Raw genomic sequence first — 16230 nt, forward strand, 5'->3', positions numbered from 1 at the left:
AAGGCGGCGCGCGGGTATTGCGTACGATGGCGGGCGCGAGCGCGCTGCACCCGCAATGACCGGCCCCGGCGAACGGACGGAGTCGTCATGAGCGCGTGGCTCGACTACACCATCAACGGACTGATCGTCGGCAACATCTATATGCTGCTCGCGGTCGGGCTCGCCCTGATCTTCGGGGTGTCGCATCTGATCAACTTCGCGCACGGTTCCGTGTACATGATCGGCGCATTCATCGGCTGGCTCTGCCTCGCGCGGCTCGGCCTGCCGCTGCCGGTTGCGGTCGCCGCGACGATTGCGGGCTGCGCGCTGCTCGGCATCGTGATCGAGCGCATCGGTCTGCGGCCGTTGCAGGGCGCCGCGCGCATCGCCCCGCTGCTCGCGACCATCGGCATCAGCTTCGTGCTCGATCAACTGGCGCAGTTGATTTTTGGGCCGGACCCGCGGCCGGTGCCGGCGTCGCTCCCCTACTGGACGTTCACCATCGGTGGCGCGACGATCGGCTCGCTCGACGTGCTGATCGCCGCCATCGGCATCGGTGCGGCAGCCGTGCTCTATGCGTTCCTGCGCTATACGCGGCTCGGCTGGGCGGTGCGCGCGACCGCGCAGGATCGCGACGCGGCGAAGCAGATGGGCGTTGACGTGGACGCCGTGAACCGCGCCGTCTTCGCGATCGCGTGCGGGCTCGGCGGCCTGAGCGGTCTGCTCGTCGGCATGTACTACAACAGCATCGATCCGGCGATGGGTTTCCAGGCCACGCTCAAGGGCGTCGTGGCCCTGCTGATCGGCGGCCTCGGCAACGTGCCGGGCGCGATTGCGGGGAGCCTGCTGCTCGGGCTCGTTGAGAGCTATGGCGTGGCGTGGTTCGGCACGAGCTATCGTGACCTGTTCGCGTTCGTGCTGCTACTCGCATTCCTCGTGTGGCGCCCCAACGGCCTCTTCAGCGCGAACCGCCGTCTGCCGCCTGAACCGTTGACGGGCACGTTTCTCCCGAACCGGCGCGCGTTGAACGTGCCGCCGTGGGCCGCGGCCGCCATATTCGCGGTCGCGTTTGCACTGCCGCTCGTCGCGCCTTCGCCGTATCTGTTGCAAACACTCACGAACGGCTGGATCTTCGCGCTCCTCGCGCTGAGCCTCACGCTTGTTGCGGGCACCGTGGGGCAGATCTCGTTGGGGCACGCTGCATTGCTGCTGATCGGTGCTTACGCATCGGCGTTGCTCTCGGTCGATTTCGGCTGGTCGCCGGCTGTGACGATTCCGCTCGCCGGCGTGCTGACCGCCGCCATCGGCACGCTGCTCGTGTATCCGTCGTTCCGGCTGCGTGGCCATTACGTTTCGATCGCGACGCTCGGCATCGGTGAAATCGTGGGGCTCGTGATACTCAACTGGGACAGTCTCACACGCGGACCGATCGGCGTCACCGGCATTCCTCCGCTCGCGCTATTTGGCTGGACGCTTACCGATGCACGCGTGGTCTACTGGTTCACGCTGGCCGTAGTGGCCGTGCTTGCGCTGCTGCAGGTGCGCCTGCTGCGCTCGCATCTGGGACGCACGTGGCGTGCGATCCGCGAGGACGACGTGGCCGCGCGCGCCTATGGTGTGCGGCCCAACCGCTACAAGGCCATGGCCTTCGCGTGCGGCGGCTTCGCGGCCGGCATCGGCGGGGCGATCGCGGCACACCTGTATAGCTACGTGAATTATCAGACGTTCGACTCGCAGGTGTCGATCCTCGCGCTGACCATGGTGATCCTCGGCGGGCTCGGCAATGTGGTGGGCGCGATCGTGGGCGCGACAGCGCTCATCAGCCTGCCCGAGCTGTTCCGCTTCGCGGCTGAGTACCGGATGCTCATCTACGGCGTCGTCTTGCTGCTGCTCGTGCGGTTCCGGCCTCAGGGCCTGTTCGGGTCGGTCTGAGGGAAGTGACGATGAGTGAAGCGAACAACATCAACGCTGCACCGCGCGACGTCCTGTTCGACGTGCGCGGCGTGACGCGCCGCTTCGACGGGCTGACGGCCGTCGGCGGCGTCAGCTTCTCGATTACGCGCGGCGAATGCGTGAGCGTGATCGGGCCGAACGGCGCGGGCAAGTCCACGCTGTTCAACCTGCTGGCGGGCGCCGACATGCCCGATGAGGGGGTGGTCCGTTTCGACGGCGAGGACGTCACCGGCTACGCACCGGAGCAACTGGCCGCGCGCGGCGTCGCCCGCACGTTCCAGCATGGCCGCGTATTCGGCAATCTGAGCGTGCTCGAGAACGTGCTGATCGGCGCGCATTCGCGACTCGCGCTGGCGCGGCCAGGCTGGCCAGTGGTGGGTGCGTGCGCCGAGGTGCTGCGCGCACTGTTCGCGCCGCGCAATGTGCGCCGCGAGGACGAAGCGTTGCGAGCCGAGGCGAAGACGCTCGTGGCCCGCTTCGGCACACGCCTCTTGCCGCGGCTGGACGCGCCGGCGCATAGCCTCTCCTACGCGAACCGGCGGCGCGTGGAGATTGCCCGCGCGCTGATGCTGCGTCCGCGCATCCTGCTGCTCGACGAACCCACCGCGGGCATGAACGAGTCGGAGACCGCGGAAATGCTCGAACTGCTGCGCGAATTGAAGGCCGAAGGTCTGACCATTCTGCTGATCGAGCACAAGCTCGAACTCGTGATGACGCTGTCCGACCGCGTGATCGTGCTCGACGACGGGCGCGTGATCGCCGAGGGCCTGCCGGCTGCGGTGCGCGACGATCCAGCGGTGATCGAGGCGTATCTCGGGCATCGCCATGTCGGCAGCGACACGGACCACACGGGCCACAGAGGCCACAACGAAGCGGCGGCCGCATGAGTGTCACCCTGTTTTCCGATTCCTCGCCCCGAACGGGTCGCGCCATGACCGAACTCTTGCTGAAGCTGGAACAGATCGACACGTTTTATGGCCAGAGCCAGGTGCATTTCGGTGTGAGCGTCGAGGTGCCGCGCGGCGAGATCGTCTGTCTGCTGGGCGGCAACGCGAGCGGCAAGTCGACGGCGATGAAGGTGATCCTTGGCTTGCACAAGCCGCGCGCGGGCACGGTGAGCTTCGACGGCAAGCCGTTGAACGGGCTGTCGACCGCGCAGATCGTGCGGCTCGGGATCGCGTCGGTGCCGGAGGCGCGGCGCCTCTTCGGCGACATGAAGGTGCGTGAAAATCTGCTGATGGGTGCCTTCACGCGCAAGGACCGCGACGGCGTTGCCGCCGACTACGAACGCATGCTCGAAATGTTCCCGCGCGTGAAGGAGCGGCTCAATCAACGGGCAGGGACGCTTTCAGGCGGCGAGCAGCAGATGCTTGCAATGGCGCGTGCGCTGATGAGCCGGCCCGCGCTCGTCTGCATGGACGAGCCGACGATGGGCCTCTCGCCGCTCTATGTCGACAAGGTGCTGGAGATGATTCGCGCCATCAACGCGCAAGGCGTGACGTTCTTCATGGTCGAACAGAACGCAAGCCTCGCGTTGCAGATTGCGCACCGCGGCTACGTCTTGCAGACGGGACGCGTGGTGCTCGAGGGCACGTCGGCGGAGTTGCTGGGCAACCAGCGGATTCGCGATGCGTATCTCGGCGGCGCGCTCGCCGCGCAAACTGCATCGTGAAGCTCACACGCAGACTGCCCGGCGCGACGTCAGGAGGGTGCCGCCTCAGACAAACACCTCGGGATAGACGAAACGAGCCACATCGACGCGTTCCTTGACGAGCCCGAGTCCATGGAAGGTGTCGACGATGTCTTGCTACTCCTTCACGATGTCCGGTGTGACGGCGACGGTCGTGTAGTTGCGGCGCCCGGTCGAGAGCTTGAGCACGGCGGGACGCACGCCAAGCTGCGGAGCGAGCAGGTCGGCTGTTTCCTGTGGATGATCTTGCGTCCACGTATTCGTCTTCTTGAGTTCGCCAAACAGCGCGCGGATGACTTCCGGGTTGGCCTTGACGAACTCCGGCCGCGCCAGGTGGAACGTGCCACGTTGGGCCGCTTCGCGAGCGAATCTTTCACGCTAACGTTGTTCCCGTGGCTCCCAAGGGAACGCTAAGGCAGGCCAGTTTGCCGCTCACGACCGCACGAGTTCGAGGGTCGCCTGATGCGTAAGCGCGTCGGGCAGCGCGCGGGCGTTGGCGGCGTGAGCGGTGCGGATCGTGACGCCGAATACGCCTTCGCCGCGACGCGCGAGCTGCGTGCGTAGCCGTGCTTCCAGCAACGCGCTATCGCCTTGTTCGTTCGCCGTGGTAGCGGCGTTCGTGCCCGCGCGCGGCGCGAAAAGCGCGAACGTGGTCGATCCGACCGGGAGCGTGGCGAGGCGCACGCCTTCGCCCGGCACCGTTGCGACGTGCGGATCGAACGAGTCGCCGAGGAGCGAGCGATAGCGGCGCAGGCTAGCGTCGATATCGTTCACGGCGACGGCGATGCTCGCGACACCTTGCGCGCCGTTCGCATGTTTTCGCACGTTACCTTCGGCGACGCGGAGGAATCGCGGCGTGAGGTCGCCACACAGGAAAGGAAGATCTTTCGATGCAGGACGGCCGAGCTGCCATTCGATGCGGGTGCCGTCCGGCCGCGTGCGGCCGCCCGGAATCGGGCCTTCGTAGTGCAGGCCGCGAGAGGCCGCCGTTTCGATGACCTTGCCGACCGAACCGGGCAGCAAGGCGAAATCGACATAGCCGTCGCCGACGCGGTGCCCCGCGTCCCACCACTTGTGCTCGCGCGCGTCGCGCAGGAAAGCAATCAGCTCGAGGTAACTGCCGTCTTCGAAACCGATGAGCGCGTTATGCGTCGCGCCATCGGCATGCGTGCCGCCGCGCTGGACCGTGAAGCCAAGCTCGCTGAAATCGGCAATGGCCGGTTCGAGATGCTGGACGCGAATGACGATGTGATCGAGCGACAGGGACATCGGGCAGTTCCTCCTTGGGACGCAGCGCGGGACCGGAGTCCGGCACACGGTGTGCGATGGGATCGGCGAACTTCATTCTATTGACCACCCTCACCACGGCGAACCAAAGGTTTCGCATAAGGTTATCGGGGAAAGGGGGGGGGCGGCATGGTCAATGGGAACGGCGATGGCCGCACGCAGGCGTCGCCGTGGCAAAGGCGCCCGGGGATGCCTGGTGTTGCCCTGCGCGTTAGCCATTTGCATATGAGAACAAATTGGTTTTCAGCCCCTCGTGCACGGCACGACAATGCGCCAGAACGGAGTCGGGCTAACGGGGGTTTGTCGTTCGAGCTGTTGACGGGCCCTCCCGGCGAGCCTTCCGGTAACAGGTCGCGATTGAGGGAGAACCCGTGAAGAGGCCGCCGTTACTCAATCTAGCCGCGATTGCGGGTGTGATCCTGGCGGTTGCGCTGATCGGTATCCGGAACGTTCAGGGCAATTCGTCATACCAGATCCTGAACGTTTCCTATGATCCCACCCGCGAGCTGTACAGCAGCCTGAATACCCGCTTCATCAGCCTCTACCAGCAGCAAACCGGCATCCGGCTGGCGATCGAACAGTCGCACGGCGGGTCGTCACGGCAGGCGCGCTCTGTCGTCTCGGGCGAGCAGCAGGCCGATGTCGTCACGCTCGGCCTCTACCCCGATGTCGACGCATTGCGGCGCAACGGACTCGTCGCCGACGGCTGGGCCGCCCGGCTGCCCAATCATTCGCAACCTTATTACTCGACTATCGTGTTCGTCGTGCGCAAGGGCAATCCGAAGCACATCCACGACTGGCCGGACCTCGTGGCTTCCGGTGTCGAGGTCGTCACGCCCGATCCGCGCACTTCGGGTAACGGCAGGCTGAGCGTGCTTGCGGCGTGGGGCGCCGTCACCACGCGCGGCGGGACCGAAGCGTCGGCGCGCGACTATCTGCGCTCGCTGTACGCCCATGTGACGAGGCTCGATGCCGGCGCCCGCGGGGCGGCCAATACGTTCACGGTCGAGAAAGTCGGCGACGTCCAGCTCGCGTGGGAAAACGAGGCGTTGCGCGAGGTGGCCGACGCGCCGGGCGACCTGGAGCTCGTCTACCCGCCCGTCAGCATTCTGGCCGAGCCCGTTGTGGCGTGGGTCGATGCGAACGTTGCCCGCCACCACACCGAACGTTATGCGCGCGCCTACCTGACGTTCCTTTTCAGCGACGCGGCCCAGCGCATCATCGCCGAGGCGGGGTACCGGCCCTTCAACGCGGCCATCGCGCGCGAATTCGCCGGGCGTCTGCCGCCCCTGAACCTTTTCCCCGTGACGGCGATTGCCCGCGACTGGGACGATGCGGATCACCGGTTCTTCGACGAAAACGGCATCCTGGCCACGCTGCCCGGACGCTCCGTCGCGTCGGGACCGGACTCGGGCAGGGGCTGACGATGACGACGACGCGCGCCTCAACCCTGCGCTACGACTGGAACTCGGGCCGGCGAGACTTGCTGGCGGGACTGACGGTGGCCGCCATTTCCCTGCCGCAGGGGATGGCCTATGCGCTGATCGCCGGTGTCGATCCGCGCTTTGGCCTGTATTCGGCAATCGTGGTGACGCTGGTCGCGTCGCTGCTGGGTTCGTCTTCGCATCTCGTCAACGGGCCGACTAGTGCCATCTCTCTCGTCGTGTTCAGCGCGTTGGCGTTTCTCGATCCGAACGACACAACCAGTCTCTATGAAGCGATGTTCCTGCTGGGCGTGATGGTCGGCATCGTTCAGATCGGCATTGCGGTTTTCAGGCTGGGCGATCTCACGCGCTACATCTCCGAGTCGGTCATCATCGGGTTCATGGCCGGCGCGGCCGTGTTGCTGGCGATCGGCCAGATCGGCAACGCGCTCGGCGTGAGGGAGAAAGGCGACGGCCACCAGCACGTGCTCTACCGATTGTGGCTGACGCTCTTCCACGGCGATCACGTCAACCTCAAGGCACTTGCCGTCAGCGCGAGTGCGATCGTGCTCGCGCTGCTGCTGCGTCGCGCCGTGCGACGCTACCGCTTGCCGCAGATCGACATGTTCGTGACGCTGCTCGTGGTCTCGGCGGCGGCGTGGGCGTTGGGATGGTCGGAGCGGGGCGAGGGCGGCCATACGGCGATCGCGGTAATCGGGACGCTTCGCGCGGGTCTGCCCACGCCGCACATCCCGGTGATCCGCTGGAGCTGGATCGGTCAGCTTTCGTCGAGCGCGGTGGCGATCGCGTTTCTCGGCCTGCTCGAGGCGCTCTCCATTGCCAAGTCGATTGCGCACCACACGCATCAGTCGCTCGACTACAACCGCCAGTGTCTCGCCGAGGGGGCGGCGAATCTGGTTGGCGGATTCTTTCGCTGCCTGCCGGGCTCCGGTTCGCTGTCACGCTCCGCGATCAACTTTCAGGCAGGCGCGCAGACACGCGTGTCCGGTGTCGTCAGCGCGGTCGTCGTGGCGCTCGCCGTTCTGGTGCTGGCGCCGCTGACGCGCTACATCCCGAAGCCCGCGCTGGCGGGTCTGCTTCTCGTGACCGCGCTGCGCCTGATCGACGTCGAGCGGCTGCGTTATACGCTGCGGGCGTCGCGCTACGATGCGGGCCTCGTCGTCGCCACGACGGCCGCGGCATTGCTGGTGGGCGTCGAGTTCTCGATCCTGATTGGCGTGGCCCTGTCGATCCTGCTGTTCGTGCCGCGTGCCGCCCGACTGAAGGCGAGGGAACTGGTGGTCACCGAGGAAGGCGTCGTGCGGGAGCGGTTACCCGAGGACCCGCCATGCAGTGCAGTCGCGCTGTGGGATTTCGAGGGCGAGTTCTTCTTTGGCGCGGCGCCCGAGCTGGACCGGTATCTCGACGCGCTCGAGGCGCACACGAGCGAGCGGGGCATCCGCTATCTCGTCCTGCGCTTCAAGCGCGTGAGGAACCCCGACGTCGTGTGCATTGAACGGCTCGAGCATTTCCTGCGCGACGCGCAACGCAAGGGTCTCGTGGTGCTGCTGGCCGGCGTACGCCCGGACTTCCAGGAGGTTTGCCAGCGACTGCGGTTCACCACCTGGTATCCCGCTGAGCGCTTTTTCCCCGAGGAGGACGAAAACTGGTCGGCGACCGTGCGGGCCGTGCGGTACGCCTATGCCCACCTCGGCGATCGCAACACCTGTACACACTGTTCGGACCGCGTGGATGCCGCCCGCAACAGTGCCCTCTACTACCTCGTATGACTGTTCGTGCCGTGTAGAAACATCGGCATTCGGGAGCATCCATGAAAGTCCACTCATTGATTCGACGCAACCGCACGAGAGAGACACCGTGGGGCAGCGGCGACGGCGAAGGCACGCCGCCCTCGCGCGGCACGATTGTCGCCGTGATCGTCATCGCCATCGTGCTGGCCTGTGCCGAAAGAGAAGTTTCAGGTGCGCGTGACGGATCATTCCGCTCGCAACTCGCGACCTTCCTCCACAGCATCGTGGGCGCGCGTCCGGGCTGACATGAACGGGACGCGTGAGTGCGTCCCAACAGCGCCGCCGCCATATTCATAGCCGCGTTCCTGAGATATCCATCTGCCAATTCCTTATTGGAGTGCTCCGCGCGGGCTTTCTATACTGGGCTTTCCATCAGCACTCGCATGTGGCGAGTGCCAATCTCACCGAGCAACCGAGAACACTCCGGAGAAAGCCACCCATGAGCCTGCGCCCCCTGCACGATCGCGTGATCGTCAAACGACTCGACCAGGAAACCCGTACCGCGTCGGGCATCGTCATTCCCGATAGCGCCGCGGAAAAGCCCGATCAGGGCGAAGTGCTGGCCGTGGGTCCGGGCCGACGCGACCACGACGGCCGCCGTATTGCGTTGGACCTGAACGTGGGCGAGCGCGTGCTGTTCGGCAAGTACGCCGGGCAAACCGTGAAAGTCGATGGTAACGAACTGCTCGTACTGCGCGAAGAAGACATCGTCGCAGTCGTCAATCAATAACCGGGAACCTGAGAGAACGTCACCATGGCAACCAAAGACATCGTATTCGGCGATATCGCCCGCAGCAAACTCATCGAAGGCGTGAACCTGCTTGCAGACGCCGTGAAGGTCACGCTCGGCCCGAAGGGACGCAACGTTGTGCTCGAGCGCAGCTTCGGCTCACCCGTGGTGACCAAGGACGGCGTGTCGGTGGCGAAGGAAATCGAACTGGGCGACAAGCTGCAGAACATCGGCGCGCAGATCGTGAAGGAAGTTGCCTCGAAAACCAGCGATGCGGCCGGCGATGGCACCACGACCGCCACCGTGCTTGCCCAGGCCATCGTGCGCGAGGGCCAGAAATATGTGGCAGCCGGGCTCAATCCGCTCGACCTGAAGCGTGGCATCGACAAGGCCGTGGGCGCCGCCGTCGAGGAACTGAAGAAGATCAGCAAGCCCACGACCACGAGCAAGGAGATCGCGCAGGTCGCGACGATCTCCGCCAACGGCGAGGAATCGATCGGCCAGCGGATTGCCGAGGCGATCGACCGCGTCGGCAAGGAAGGCGTGATCACGGTGGAAGACGGCAAGTCGCTCGCCGACGAGCTCGATGTCGTGGAAGGCCTGCAATTCGACCGCGGCTATCTTTCCCCGTACTTCATCAACAATCCCGACAAGCAGATCGCAGAACTCGAAAGCCCGTTCATTCTGCTGTACGACAAGAAAATCTCGAACATCCGCGACCTGCTGCCGATCCTCGAGCAGGTGGCGAAAGCGGGGCGTCCGCTCTTGCTCATCGCCGAGGATATCGAGGGTGAAGCGCTTGCCACGCTCGTCGTCAACAATATTCGCGGCGTGCTCAAGACCGTCGCTGTGAAGGCGCCGGGTTTCGGCGACCGCCGCAAGGCGCTGCTCGAGGACATCGCCATTCTCACGGGTGGCCAGGTGATTGCGGAGGAAACGGGGCTCACGCTCGAAAAGGCCACGCTGCAGGAGCTGGGGCGGGCCAAGCGCATCGAGGTAGGCAAGGAGAACACGACTGTCATCGATGGCGCGGGCGAAGCGGCCGCGATCGAAGCGCGTGTGAAGCAGATTCGCGTGCAGATCGAGGAAGCGACCTCTGACTATGATCGCGAAAAGCTCCAGGAGCGTGTGGCGAAGCTCGCGGGCGGCGTGGCGGTGATCAAGGTGGGTGGCGCAACCGAAATCGAGGTGAAGGAAAAGAAGGACCGCGTGGACGACGCGCTGCACGCCACGCGTGCGGCCGTCGAAGAAGGCATCGTGCCGGGAGGCGGCGTTGCGCTGATCCGCGTGCGCCAGGCGATTCTCGACCTGAAGGGCAACAACGTCGACCAGACGGCGGGCGTGAAGATCGTGCTGCGGGCGCTCGAGGAGCCGCTGCGCCAGATCGTCACGAACGCGGGCGAGGAAGCGAGCGTCGTGGCCGCGCGTGTCGCGGAAGGCGCAGGCAACTTCGGCTACGACGCGGCCACGGGCGAATACGGCGACCTCGTCGAGAAGGGTGTGCTCGACCCGACCAAGGTGACGCGTACGGCGCTGCAAAATGCCGCTTCGGTGGCAGGCCTGCTGCTCACGACCGATGCGACCGTGCACGAAGCACCCAAAGCGGCGGCTGCGACGGCACCGGCCGGTGGTCCCGGCGGCGCCGATCTGGGCTTCTGAGGCAAGCCGTACGCGCCATACACCCGGACCGCCGTGCATCGCGGCGGCCCTGGTCGACTTCCACCGGCTGAATATCCACCATGACGACACTCAACGCGTATCTGGCACAAAAGCGCACGGCGTGGCTCGCAAAAAAAGAAGCGGCCCGCGGCGATCCCACATTCAAGGCCACACCGCTCAAGGCGAATGTGCGTGCGCTCGGCCGCAGCGGCGTGCGCGAAATCCGCATTCGTGATTTTCAGGTGATCAGCGACAGCCCGCCCGATTTCGCGGGCTATAACCTCGGACCCGCGTCGCCCGAGTTGCAGCTCGGCGTGCTGGGTAGTTGCCTCACGCACATTACGCTGATTCAGGCAGCGGAGCGCGGCCTCGCCATCGATTCGATCGAAGTCGAAGTGACCGGCGAGCAACATCCGCTCGCGCAGCAGCCGGGCTTCGAGAATATCCCGATCTTTCCGCACAATATCCGCTACACCCTCGATATCGTTTCGCCGGAATCGGCGCAAACCATCCGCGAGCTGCACGAAGCCGTCGAAGCGGTGTGTCCCATCTTCAATTTGCTCAAGCAACCGCAGGTCATTGAAGGGGAATTGCGCCATACGGCGCCCGCTGGCGGGGCGAAGGAAAAGGCGGCCTGACATCGCCCGTTTAACTGAACAGCAAGGCGGCGCATGGAGCTCATCCATGCGCCGCCTTTTTTGCCTTTGTAGCCCGCATTCCAATGAGGTTTTGGAGCGTGCGTGCCTCATTACCAACCGGAAGAAAGTTCAATGACGAACCCAATTCGCAGTGAAATCGATTTCGATGCTGACGGCCGCCACGCAGGCTATCTGCGCCTCCCGCATTCCGTGCATCGCTCAGCCTATGGCTGGCTGCCGATACCCGTGGGCTCGGTGCGCAACGGCGCGGGGCCTGTCGTGCTGCTCATGGCCGGCAATCACGGCGATGAATACGAGGGGCAGGTGCTCGTTTCGCAACTGCTGCGCGAGATCGAGCCGCAATGGGTACGCGGCCAGCTGATCTTTCTGCCGATGGCGAATTTCCCGGCGGCCGAGGCTGGGCAGCGTACCTCGCCGCTCGACGGCGGCAATCTGAATCGCAGCTTTCCCGGCAATCCACAGGGTACACCGACCGAGGTGATTGCCGATTACATCGAAAATACCTTGCTCGCGCGCGCGCAATATCTCGTCGATCTGCATTCGGGTGGCAGTTCGCTGCTCTACCACGGCGCCAACATGCTCGCGATCGAGCCGGAAGACGAAGCCCAAAACGAGCGGTTGCGCGCCTTGCTCTCGGCATTCGGTTTGCCGCGTGCGTTTCTTCATCCGGCCAATCGGGTGCATTCGTCGACTGCGGCGCGGCGTCAGGGCGCGCTGTCGATCGTGACGGAGTTGGGCGGCGGCGGCATCGTTCAGCCCGCGCTGCTGCGCGAAGCGCGACAGGGGCTGCTGCATCTGCTCGGCGCCATCGGCGTGCTCACGGGACCGCTCGTGCCGGAGCGAGCGCCCGGCGAAACGCATTTTTTTCGTGTATCCGGCGCGGCTCACTATGTGTACGCGTATGAGCGCGGAGTTTATGAACCGCTCGTCGCCCTGGGTGACCAGGTGCAGGCCGGGCAGGCGGCCGCGCGCATCCATTTTCCCGACACGCCGCTTCGCGAACCCGTGACGGTCGCATTCGCGTCGGCGGGTGAAGTGGTGTGTCAGCGCGCATTCGCGGCCGTGCAGCGCGGTGACTGTCTGTTTCATCTGGCCGAGCCCGATAATGGCTGAATCCTGCGAGCAAGAACGCCAACCGGTTGGCGAAAACGCAGCAGCGAAAGATGGAAAATCGGATCTATAAAGATATTCGAAAAGCTTGGTTATGCCGGCGGCAACGAGGCGTTAATCTCTCAGAAGATTCAGGGCATTCCCTGATTTGGTTTGAAGCAACAATAACGCAGCAAATGCCGTCTTTAGCGATCGATGCAATGGCGGCTTTATCCTCTTTTCAACGCCACGACAATGACCATTCGCATTATCGATACCTCACCGCTCGATCCGGTTGCGAAGCCGTTGATCGACGCGCTGCAGTGGGAATACGCGACGCGATACCGCGAATTCCGCGAGGATAGCGGCGCTTCCGCCGCGCAGGAGCTGGCGCGATATCCCGCCGAACGGTTCTTGCCGCCCGAGGGCGCGTTCATCGTGCTGGAGCGCGATGGAGAAACGATCGGCGGTGGCGCATTCAAGCGCTACGACGCGCAAACGGCCGAACTCAAACGCATCTGGACTCGCGCTGATCAACGCCGCCAGGGCCTCGCGCGCCGTGTGGTGGCCGAACTCGAAGCGCGTGCGCTGCGCCAGGGCTACCGGCGCGTTTTCCTCACCACCGGATTCAAGCAGCCTGAGGCGTGGGGTTTATATACCGATTCCGGCTATACGCCGCTTTTCGACCGATCGGTGGCGCCGGAAGTGCTAGTGCATCTCGCTTTCGGAAAAGATTTGTTGAATCCGCTTTCGACAGACTTGCTTGACGACCTCCGTCAGACCGAGCCGTTTGGGTTGCAGCGCTGACTGTGTGACTTCCATTCTTCTGCCAGACATATCATGACCTTTACACGTCCCCTGATCGCAATTGCCAGCGTATTGGCGCTCGGCGCCGCAGGCATCGCATCGGCTGCCAGTTCGTTCGACCTGAGTCCGGAGCAGCACGGGCGCATTCGTGCGCAGGTCGATGCCGCTGCCGTCAAATCGATTCCACAGAATTACCCGTTCGTGGCGAAGGATACGATCACGATTGGTATCGTTCCTGCGCAGCCACCCATCAGCAGTTATGCCACCGACGCGAAAACGGTCGTGGGCTTTGACCCGGACCTCTCGCAACTCGTGGCTGACGGTCTGGGCCGCAAACTCAAGGTGGTGACGCTCGCCTGGCCGGATTGGCCTCTGGCGCTGCAGTCGGGCAAGGTCGATGCGGTCATCTCCAACGTGACGGTGACCGAGGAGCGCAAGGAGAAGTTCGACTTTTCGACCTACCGTCGCGACGAGCTCGGCTTCTACGTGAAGGCGGACAGCGGGATCAAGTCGATACGCGAGCCGAAAGACGTGGCTGGGCTGCGCGTCATCACCGACGCGGGGACCAACCAGGAAAAGGTGCTGCTCGAGTGGGACAGGGAGAATGTCGCGCACGGCCTGAAGCCGGTTTCCATCCAGTATTACGACGACGATGCGGTGCGTATCGTTGCGCTGCAGTCGGGCCGCGCCGACGCGATCTTCAGCGTCAATGCCGTGCTGGCGTATGAGGCGGCGGTGCAGGGGAAAACGCGCCTCGTTGGCACCGTGAGCGGCGGTTGGCCGCGCACCGCCGAAGTCGCGATCACGACGCGCAAGGGCAGTGGACTTGCTGTGCCGCTCACGCAGTTGCTGAACGATCTGATAGCCGACGGCAAATACCGGCAGGTGCTTGACCGGTGGAACCTCGATTCCGAAGCGATTGACCGGGCAGCAACTAACCCGCCGGGCCTGCCGAAAACCTGAGGGTGCCGTCGTTTTCTTCGTCTGCGGCAGCGAATATTTAATTCGGATTGCAGATGATAAAAGAAGGTTCGTTGAAACATGCGCCACGAGTTTCACTTCAAGCTTGAAGCGGCGGCGCGCGTCACGCGGTAAACGAAGGAGCAGTGTATGTCGGACGGACTCGCCCCAGCGGCGAAATGGACAGGGCGCCCGCGCCAGTACGGCGCGCGTCAGCAGAATCCGGTGCGCCGCTATCTGGGAATCGGCTTCGTGCTGCTTCTTCATGGGCTCTTTATCTGGGCGCTGATGAACGGTCTTGCGAACAAGGTCGTGCAGATTATCCAGAAGCCGGTCGACGTGAGGATCATCGTGCCGGCGAAGCCGCCGCCCCCGCCGGTGCCGGTGAAAGTGGTGCAGACACGGCAGCCGAAGGTCACGCCACCGCCCAAACCGTTCGTGCCCCCGCCGGAGGTCAAGGTCGCGCCACCGCCTGAGCCGACGATTTCGCATCAGTCGATTCCGGTGCCCACGCCGGTCGTTCCGCCGCCACCCGCGCCCGTTACCGAGCCAGCGCCCGCGAAGCCGGTCAGCCACGAGGTGGGCGTGGTGTGTCCGAACGCCGAGAAGATCCGCGGTTCGGTCGCCTATCCGCAGGAGGCGCAGGACAACAACATCACGGGTGACGTGCTGATCTCATTCGTGGTGGATGCACAGGGACACGTGACCGACGAGAAGGTGGAGCAGTCGGCCGATCCGCTGCTCGACCGCGCCGCATTCAATGCGGTGAAGAAGTTCAACTGCATTGCACAGGGCGAGTCCGTGCGCGTGCAGGTGCCGTTTTCATTCAACCTCAATTGAAGGCCGCGAGCCGGATAGTCATCCATCGCGGCGCAGCATCAACTGGAGTCCCCTGGAGCAATGATGAAGAACATTTCCTTTTCCGCCGGGGCGCGCGGCTTTCGGGTTGCCGCTATCGCCATCGCAGCCGTTGCCGGATCTTTCGGCGTATCAGGCGCTGTCTGGGCGCAGGCGACGCCGGCGGCCGCCGAAGTCGCGAACCCATACGGTCTTGGCGCCTTGTGGGCAAACGGGGATTTCGTCGCCCGGTTCGTTCTGCTCGTGCTCGTAGCCATGTCGATGGGCAGCTGGTACATCATGATCACCAAGTTCGTGGAGCAGGCGCGCGCGGGACGCCGTGCGAAGTCGGCCGACGACACGCTCTGGAGCGCGCCGTCGCTTGCTGTGGGCGTGGCGGAACTCGACGGCAGCTCGCCGTTCCGCTTCATCGCGGAGACCGGCCTCGAAGCCGCCCATCACCACGCTGAAGCGCTGCTCGAAGAGGTGGATCGCAACACCTGGATTCAGGTCTCGATCGACCGTTCGACCGCGAACGTGTCCAATCGCCTGCAGGATGGCCTCGCGTTTCTCGCGACGGTCGGTTCGACCGCGCCGTTCGTGGGCCTGTTCGGCACGGTCTGGGGCATCTATCACGCACTGACGGCGATCGGCATTGCAGGGCAGGCGTCGATCGACAAGGTGGCGGGACCGGTGGGCGAGGCGCTCATCATGACCGCGATCGGGCTGGCTGTCGCCGTGCCCGCCGTGCTCGGCTACAACTTCCTCGTGCGACGCAACAAGTCGCTGATGGAACGCGTGCGCGCGTTTGGTGCGCAACTGCACACGGTCCTGCTCTCGGGACGCAAGCGCCCGGTGCGCGCTGTGGCGAATGCGGGCTGACGCGGCAAACAGGCGGAGCGAAATGCCATGGCCATGAACGTAGCGCAAGAGGGCGACGAGGACGAGATCATCGCCGCCATCAATACGACACCGCTCGTCGACGTGATGCTGGTGCTGCTGATCATCTTCCTGATCACGATTCCCGTCGTTACACACACGGTGCCAGTGCAATTGCCGAAGGAGACGGTCAGCCCGCTCCAGACGCGGCCGCAAAGTATCGAGATAGCGGTGAACAAGAATGGCGACATCTTCTGGGACGAACGGCGTGTCGACGCCGCAGCGCTGCTCGCGCAACTGAAAGCCGTCTCGCAGAAGTCGCCGCAGCCTGAAGTGCATGTGCGTGGCGATCAGGCCACGCATTACGAGTTCATCGGGCGCGTGGTGACGCTCTGCGAGCGGGCTGGCATCGAGAAGGTGTCGTTCATCACCCAGCCGCCTGCGCGCGGCGAGTAACGGGAGCACC

17 protein-coding genes are annotated in these 16230 nt (G+C 64.5%); 16 read left to right on the plus strand and 1 reads right to left on the minus strand.

Translation table 11 applies throughout. The features are described from left to right. Window positions 1-87: 87 nt before the first annotated feature. The 4 genes from BO1_RS11610 (at window position 88) to BO1_RS11625 (ending at window position 4036) form a co-directional block, all read left to right on the plus strand. A complete protein-coding gene (locus BO1_RS11610; RefSeq protein ID WP_028217704.1) occupies window positions 88-1911 on the plus strand; it encodes an ABC transporter permease in 1824 nt (607 codons plus the stop codon). A gap of 11 nt (window positions 1912-1922) precedes the next feature. Then, complete coding sequence (locus BO1_RS50640) at window positions 1923-2819, plus strand: ABC transporter ATP-binding protein (RefSeq protein ID WP_043284551.1); 897 nt, start codon at window positions 1923-1925, stop codon at window positions 2817-2819. Window positions 2820-2863: 44 nt separating this feature from the next. Continuing rightward, window positions 2864-3604 carry an ABC transporter ATP-binding protein gene (locus BO1_RS11620; RefSeq protein WP_028217705.1) on the plus strand — a complete coding sequence of 247 codons (741 nt, stop codon included), beginning with the start codon at window positions 2864-2866 and terminating at the stop codon, window positions 3602-3604. Between the two features lie 111 nt (window positions 3605-3715). Beyond that, the gene (locus tag BO1_RS11625) at window positions 3716-4036 is read left to right on the plus strand and encodes a hypothetical protein (RefSeq protein ID WP_028217706.1); all 321 of its coding nucleotides are present in this window, start codon (window positions 3716-3718) and stop codon (window positions 4034-4036) included. An 18-nt stretch (window positions 4037-4054) separates the two neighbouring features. Here BO1_RS11625 and BO1_RS11630 read toward each other — a convergent pair whose 3' ends face one another. After that, window positions 4055-4891 carry a VOC family protein gene (locus tag BO1_RS11630; RefSeq protein ID WP_028217707.1) on the minus strand — a complete coding sequence of 279 codons (837 nt, stop codon included), beginning with the start codon at window positions 4889-4891 and terminating at the stop codon, window positions 4055-4057. A 389-nt stretch (window positions 4892-5280) separates the two neighbouring features. On the opposite strand from BO1_RS11630, the gene BO1_RS50645 reads away from it, so the two are divergent. The 12 genes from BO1_RS50645 (at window position 5281) to BO1_RS11690 (ending at window position 16220) form a co-directional block, all read left to right on the plus strand. Continuing rightward, window positions 5281-6333: a sulfate ABC transporter substrate-binding protein gene (locus tag BO1_RS50645; RefSeq protein WP_084687890.1), complete on the plus strand. Its 1053-nt coding sequence runs from the start codon at window positions 5281-5283 to the stop codon at window positions 6331-6333. 2 nt (window positions 6334-6335) lie between these two features. Next, window positions 6336-8123 (plus strand): SulP family inorganic anion transporter, encoded by a 1788-nt coding sequence (locus BO1_RS11640; protein ID WP_043284554.1) that lies wholly within the window; start codon window positions 6336-6338, stop codon window positions 8121-8123. A gap of 41 nt (window positions 8124-8164) precedes the next feature. Next, window positions 8165-8389, plus strand: coding sequence for a hypothetical protein (locus tag BO1_RS11645; RefSeq protein WP_156992220.1), 225 nt, complete (start codon window positions 8165-8167; stop codon window positions 8387-8389). 194 nt (window positions 8390-8583) lie between these two features. Further along, window positions 8584-8874: a co-chaperone GroES gene (locus BO1_RS11650; RefSeq protein ID WP_028217710.1), complete on the plus strand. Its 291-nt coding sequence runs from the start codon at window positions 8584-8586 to the stop codon at window positions 8872-8874. 24 nt (window positions 8875-8898) lie between these two features. Further along, entirely contained in the window at window positions 8899-10533 is a 1635-nt protein-coding gene (groL, locus tag BO1_RS11655) for a chaperonin GroEL (protein ID WP_028217711.1), read from the plus strand. 80 nt (window positions 10534-10613) lie between these two features. Further along, window positions 10614-11171 carry an OsmC family protein gene (locus BO1_RS11660; protein ID WP_028217712.1) on the plus strand — a complete coding sequence of 186 codons (558 nt, stop codon included), beginning with the start codon at window positions 10614-10616 and terminating at the stop codon, window positions 11169-11171. Between the two features lie 132 nt (window positions 11172-11303). Further along, window positions 11304-12305 (plus strand): succinylglutamate desuccinylase/aspartoacylase family protein, encoded by a 1002-nt coding sequence (locus BO1_RS11665; protein WP_028217713.1) that lies wholly within the window; start codon window positions 11304-11306, stop codon window positions 12303-12305. Between the two features lie 231 nt (window positions 12306-12536). Further along, entirely contained in the window at window positions 12537-13088 is a 552-nt protein-coding gene (locus BO1_RS11670; RefSeq protein ID WP_028217714.1) for a GNAT family N-acetyltransferase, read from the plus strand. 33 nt (window positions 13089-13121) lie between these two features. Then, the gene (locus tag BO1_RS11675) at window positions 13122-14051 is read left to right on the plus strand and encodes an ABC transporter substrate-binding protein (protein WP_043284555.1); all 930 of its coding nucleotides are present in this window, start codon (window positions 13122-13124) and stop codon (window positions 14049-14051) included. A 147-nt stretch (window positions 14052-14198) separates the two neighbouring features. Continuing rightward, window positions 14199-14888, plus strand: coding sequence for an energy transducer TonB (locus BO1_RS11680; RefSeq protein WP_028217716.1), 690 nt, complete (start codon window positions 14199-14201; stop codon window positions 14886-14888). A gap of 63 nt (window positions 14889-14951) precedes the next feature. Further along, on the plus strand, window positions 14952-15767 hold the full coding sequence (locus tag BO1_RS11685; protein WP_043284583.1) for a MotA/TolQ/ExbB proton channel family protein: 816 nt from the start codon (window positions 14952-14954) through the stop codon (window positions 15765-15767). Between the two features lie 27 nt (window positions 15768-15794). Beyond that, complete coding sequence (locus BO1_RS11690) at window positions 15795-16220, plus strand: ExbD/TolR family protein (protein WP_028217718.1); 426 nt, start codon at window positions 15795-15797, stop codon at window positions 16218-16220. Window positions 16221-16230 lie beyond the last annotated feature (10 nt).

Origin of the sequence: Paraburkholderia oxyphila NBRC 105797 (assembly GCF_000685075.1) — a bacterium.
Taxonomy (GTDB): Bacteria; Pseudomonadota; Gammaproteobacteria; order Burkholderiales; family Burkholderiaceae; genus Paraburkholderia; species Paraburkholderia oxyphila.

Bases quoted from the DNA above. Each gene is read 5' to 3' on its own strand.
- BO1_RS11610 (WP_028217704.1), top strand. From the start codon at position 88: ATGAGCGCGTGGCTCGACTACACCATCAACGGACTGATCGTCGGCAAC.
- BO1_RS50640 (WP_043284551.1), top strand. From the start codon at position 1,923: ATGAGTGAAGCGAACAACATCAACGCTGCACCGCGCGACGTCCTGTTC.
- BO1_RS11620 (WP_028217705.1), top strand. From the start codon at position 2,864: ATGACCGAACTCTTGCTGAAGCTGGAACAGATCGACACGTTTTATGGC.
- BO1_RS11625 (WP_028217706.1), top strand. From the start codon at position 3,716: ATGGAAGGTGTCGACGATGTCTTGCTACTCCTTCACGATGTCCGGTGT.
- BO1_RS11630 (WP_028217707.1), bottom strand. From the start codon at position 4,891: ATGTCCCTGTCGCTCGATCACATCGTCATTCGCGTCCAGCATCTCGAA.
- BO1_RS11640 (WP_043284554.1), top strand. From the start codon at position 6,336: ATGACGACGACGCGCGCCTCAACCCTGCGCTACGACTGGAACTCGGGC.
- BO1_RS11645 (WP_156992220.1), top strand. From the start codon at position 8,165: ATGAAAGTCCACTCATTGATTCGACGCAACCGCACGAGAGAGACACCG.
- BO1_RS11650 (WP_028217710.1), top strand. From the start codon at position 8,584: ATGAGCCTGCGCCCCCTGCACGATCGCGTGATCGTCAAACGACTCGAC.
- groL (WP_028217711.1), top strand. From the start codon at position 8,899: ATGGCAACCAAAGACATCGTATTCGGCGATATCGCCCGCAGCAAACTC.
- BO1_RS11660 (WP_028217712.1), top strand. From the start codon at position 10,614: ATGACGACACTCAACGCGTATCTGGCACAAAAGCGCACGGCGTGGCTC.
- BO1_RS11665 (WP_028217713.1), top strand. From the start codon at position 11,304: ATGACGAACCCAATTCGCAGTGAAATCGATTTCGATGCTGACGGCCGC.
- BO1_RS11670 (WP_028217714.1), top strand. From the start codon at position 12,537: ATGACCATTCGCATTATCGATACCTCACCGCTCGATCCGGTTGCGAAG.
- BO1_RS11675 (WP_043284555.1), top strand. From the start codon at position 13,122: ATGACCTTTACACGTCCCCTGATCGCAATTGCCAGCGTATTGGCGCTC.
- BO1_RS11680 (WP_028217716.1), top strand. From the start codon at position 14,199: ATGTCGGACGGACTCGCCCCAGCGGCGAAATGGACAGGGCGCCCGCGC.
- BO1_RS11685 (WP_043284583.1), top strand. From the start codon at position 14,952: ATGAAGAACATTTCCTTTTCCGCCGGGGCGCGCGGCTTTCGGGTTGCC.
- BO1_RS11690 (WP_028217718.1), top strand. From the start codon at position 15,795: ATGGCCATGAACGTAGCGCAAGAGGGCGACGAGGACGAGATCATCGCC.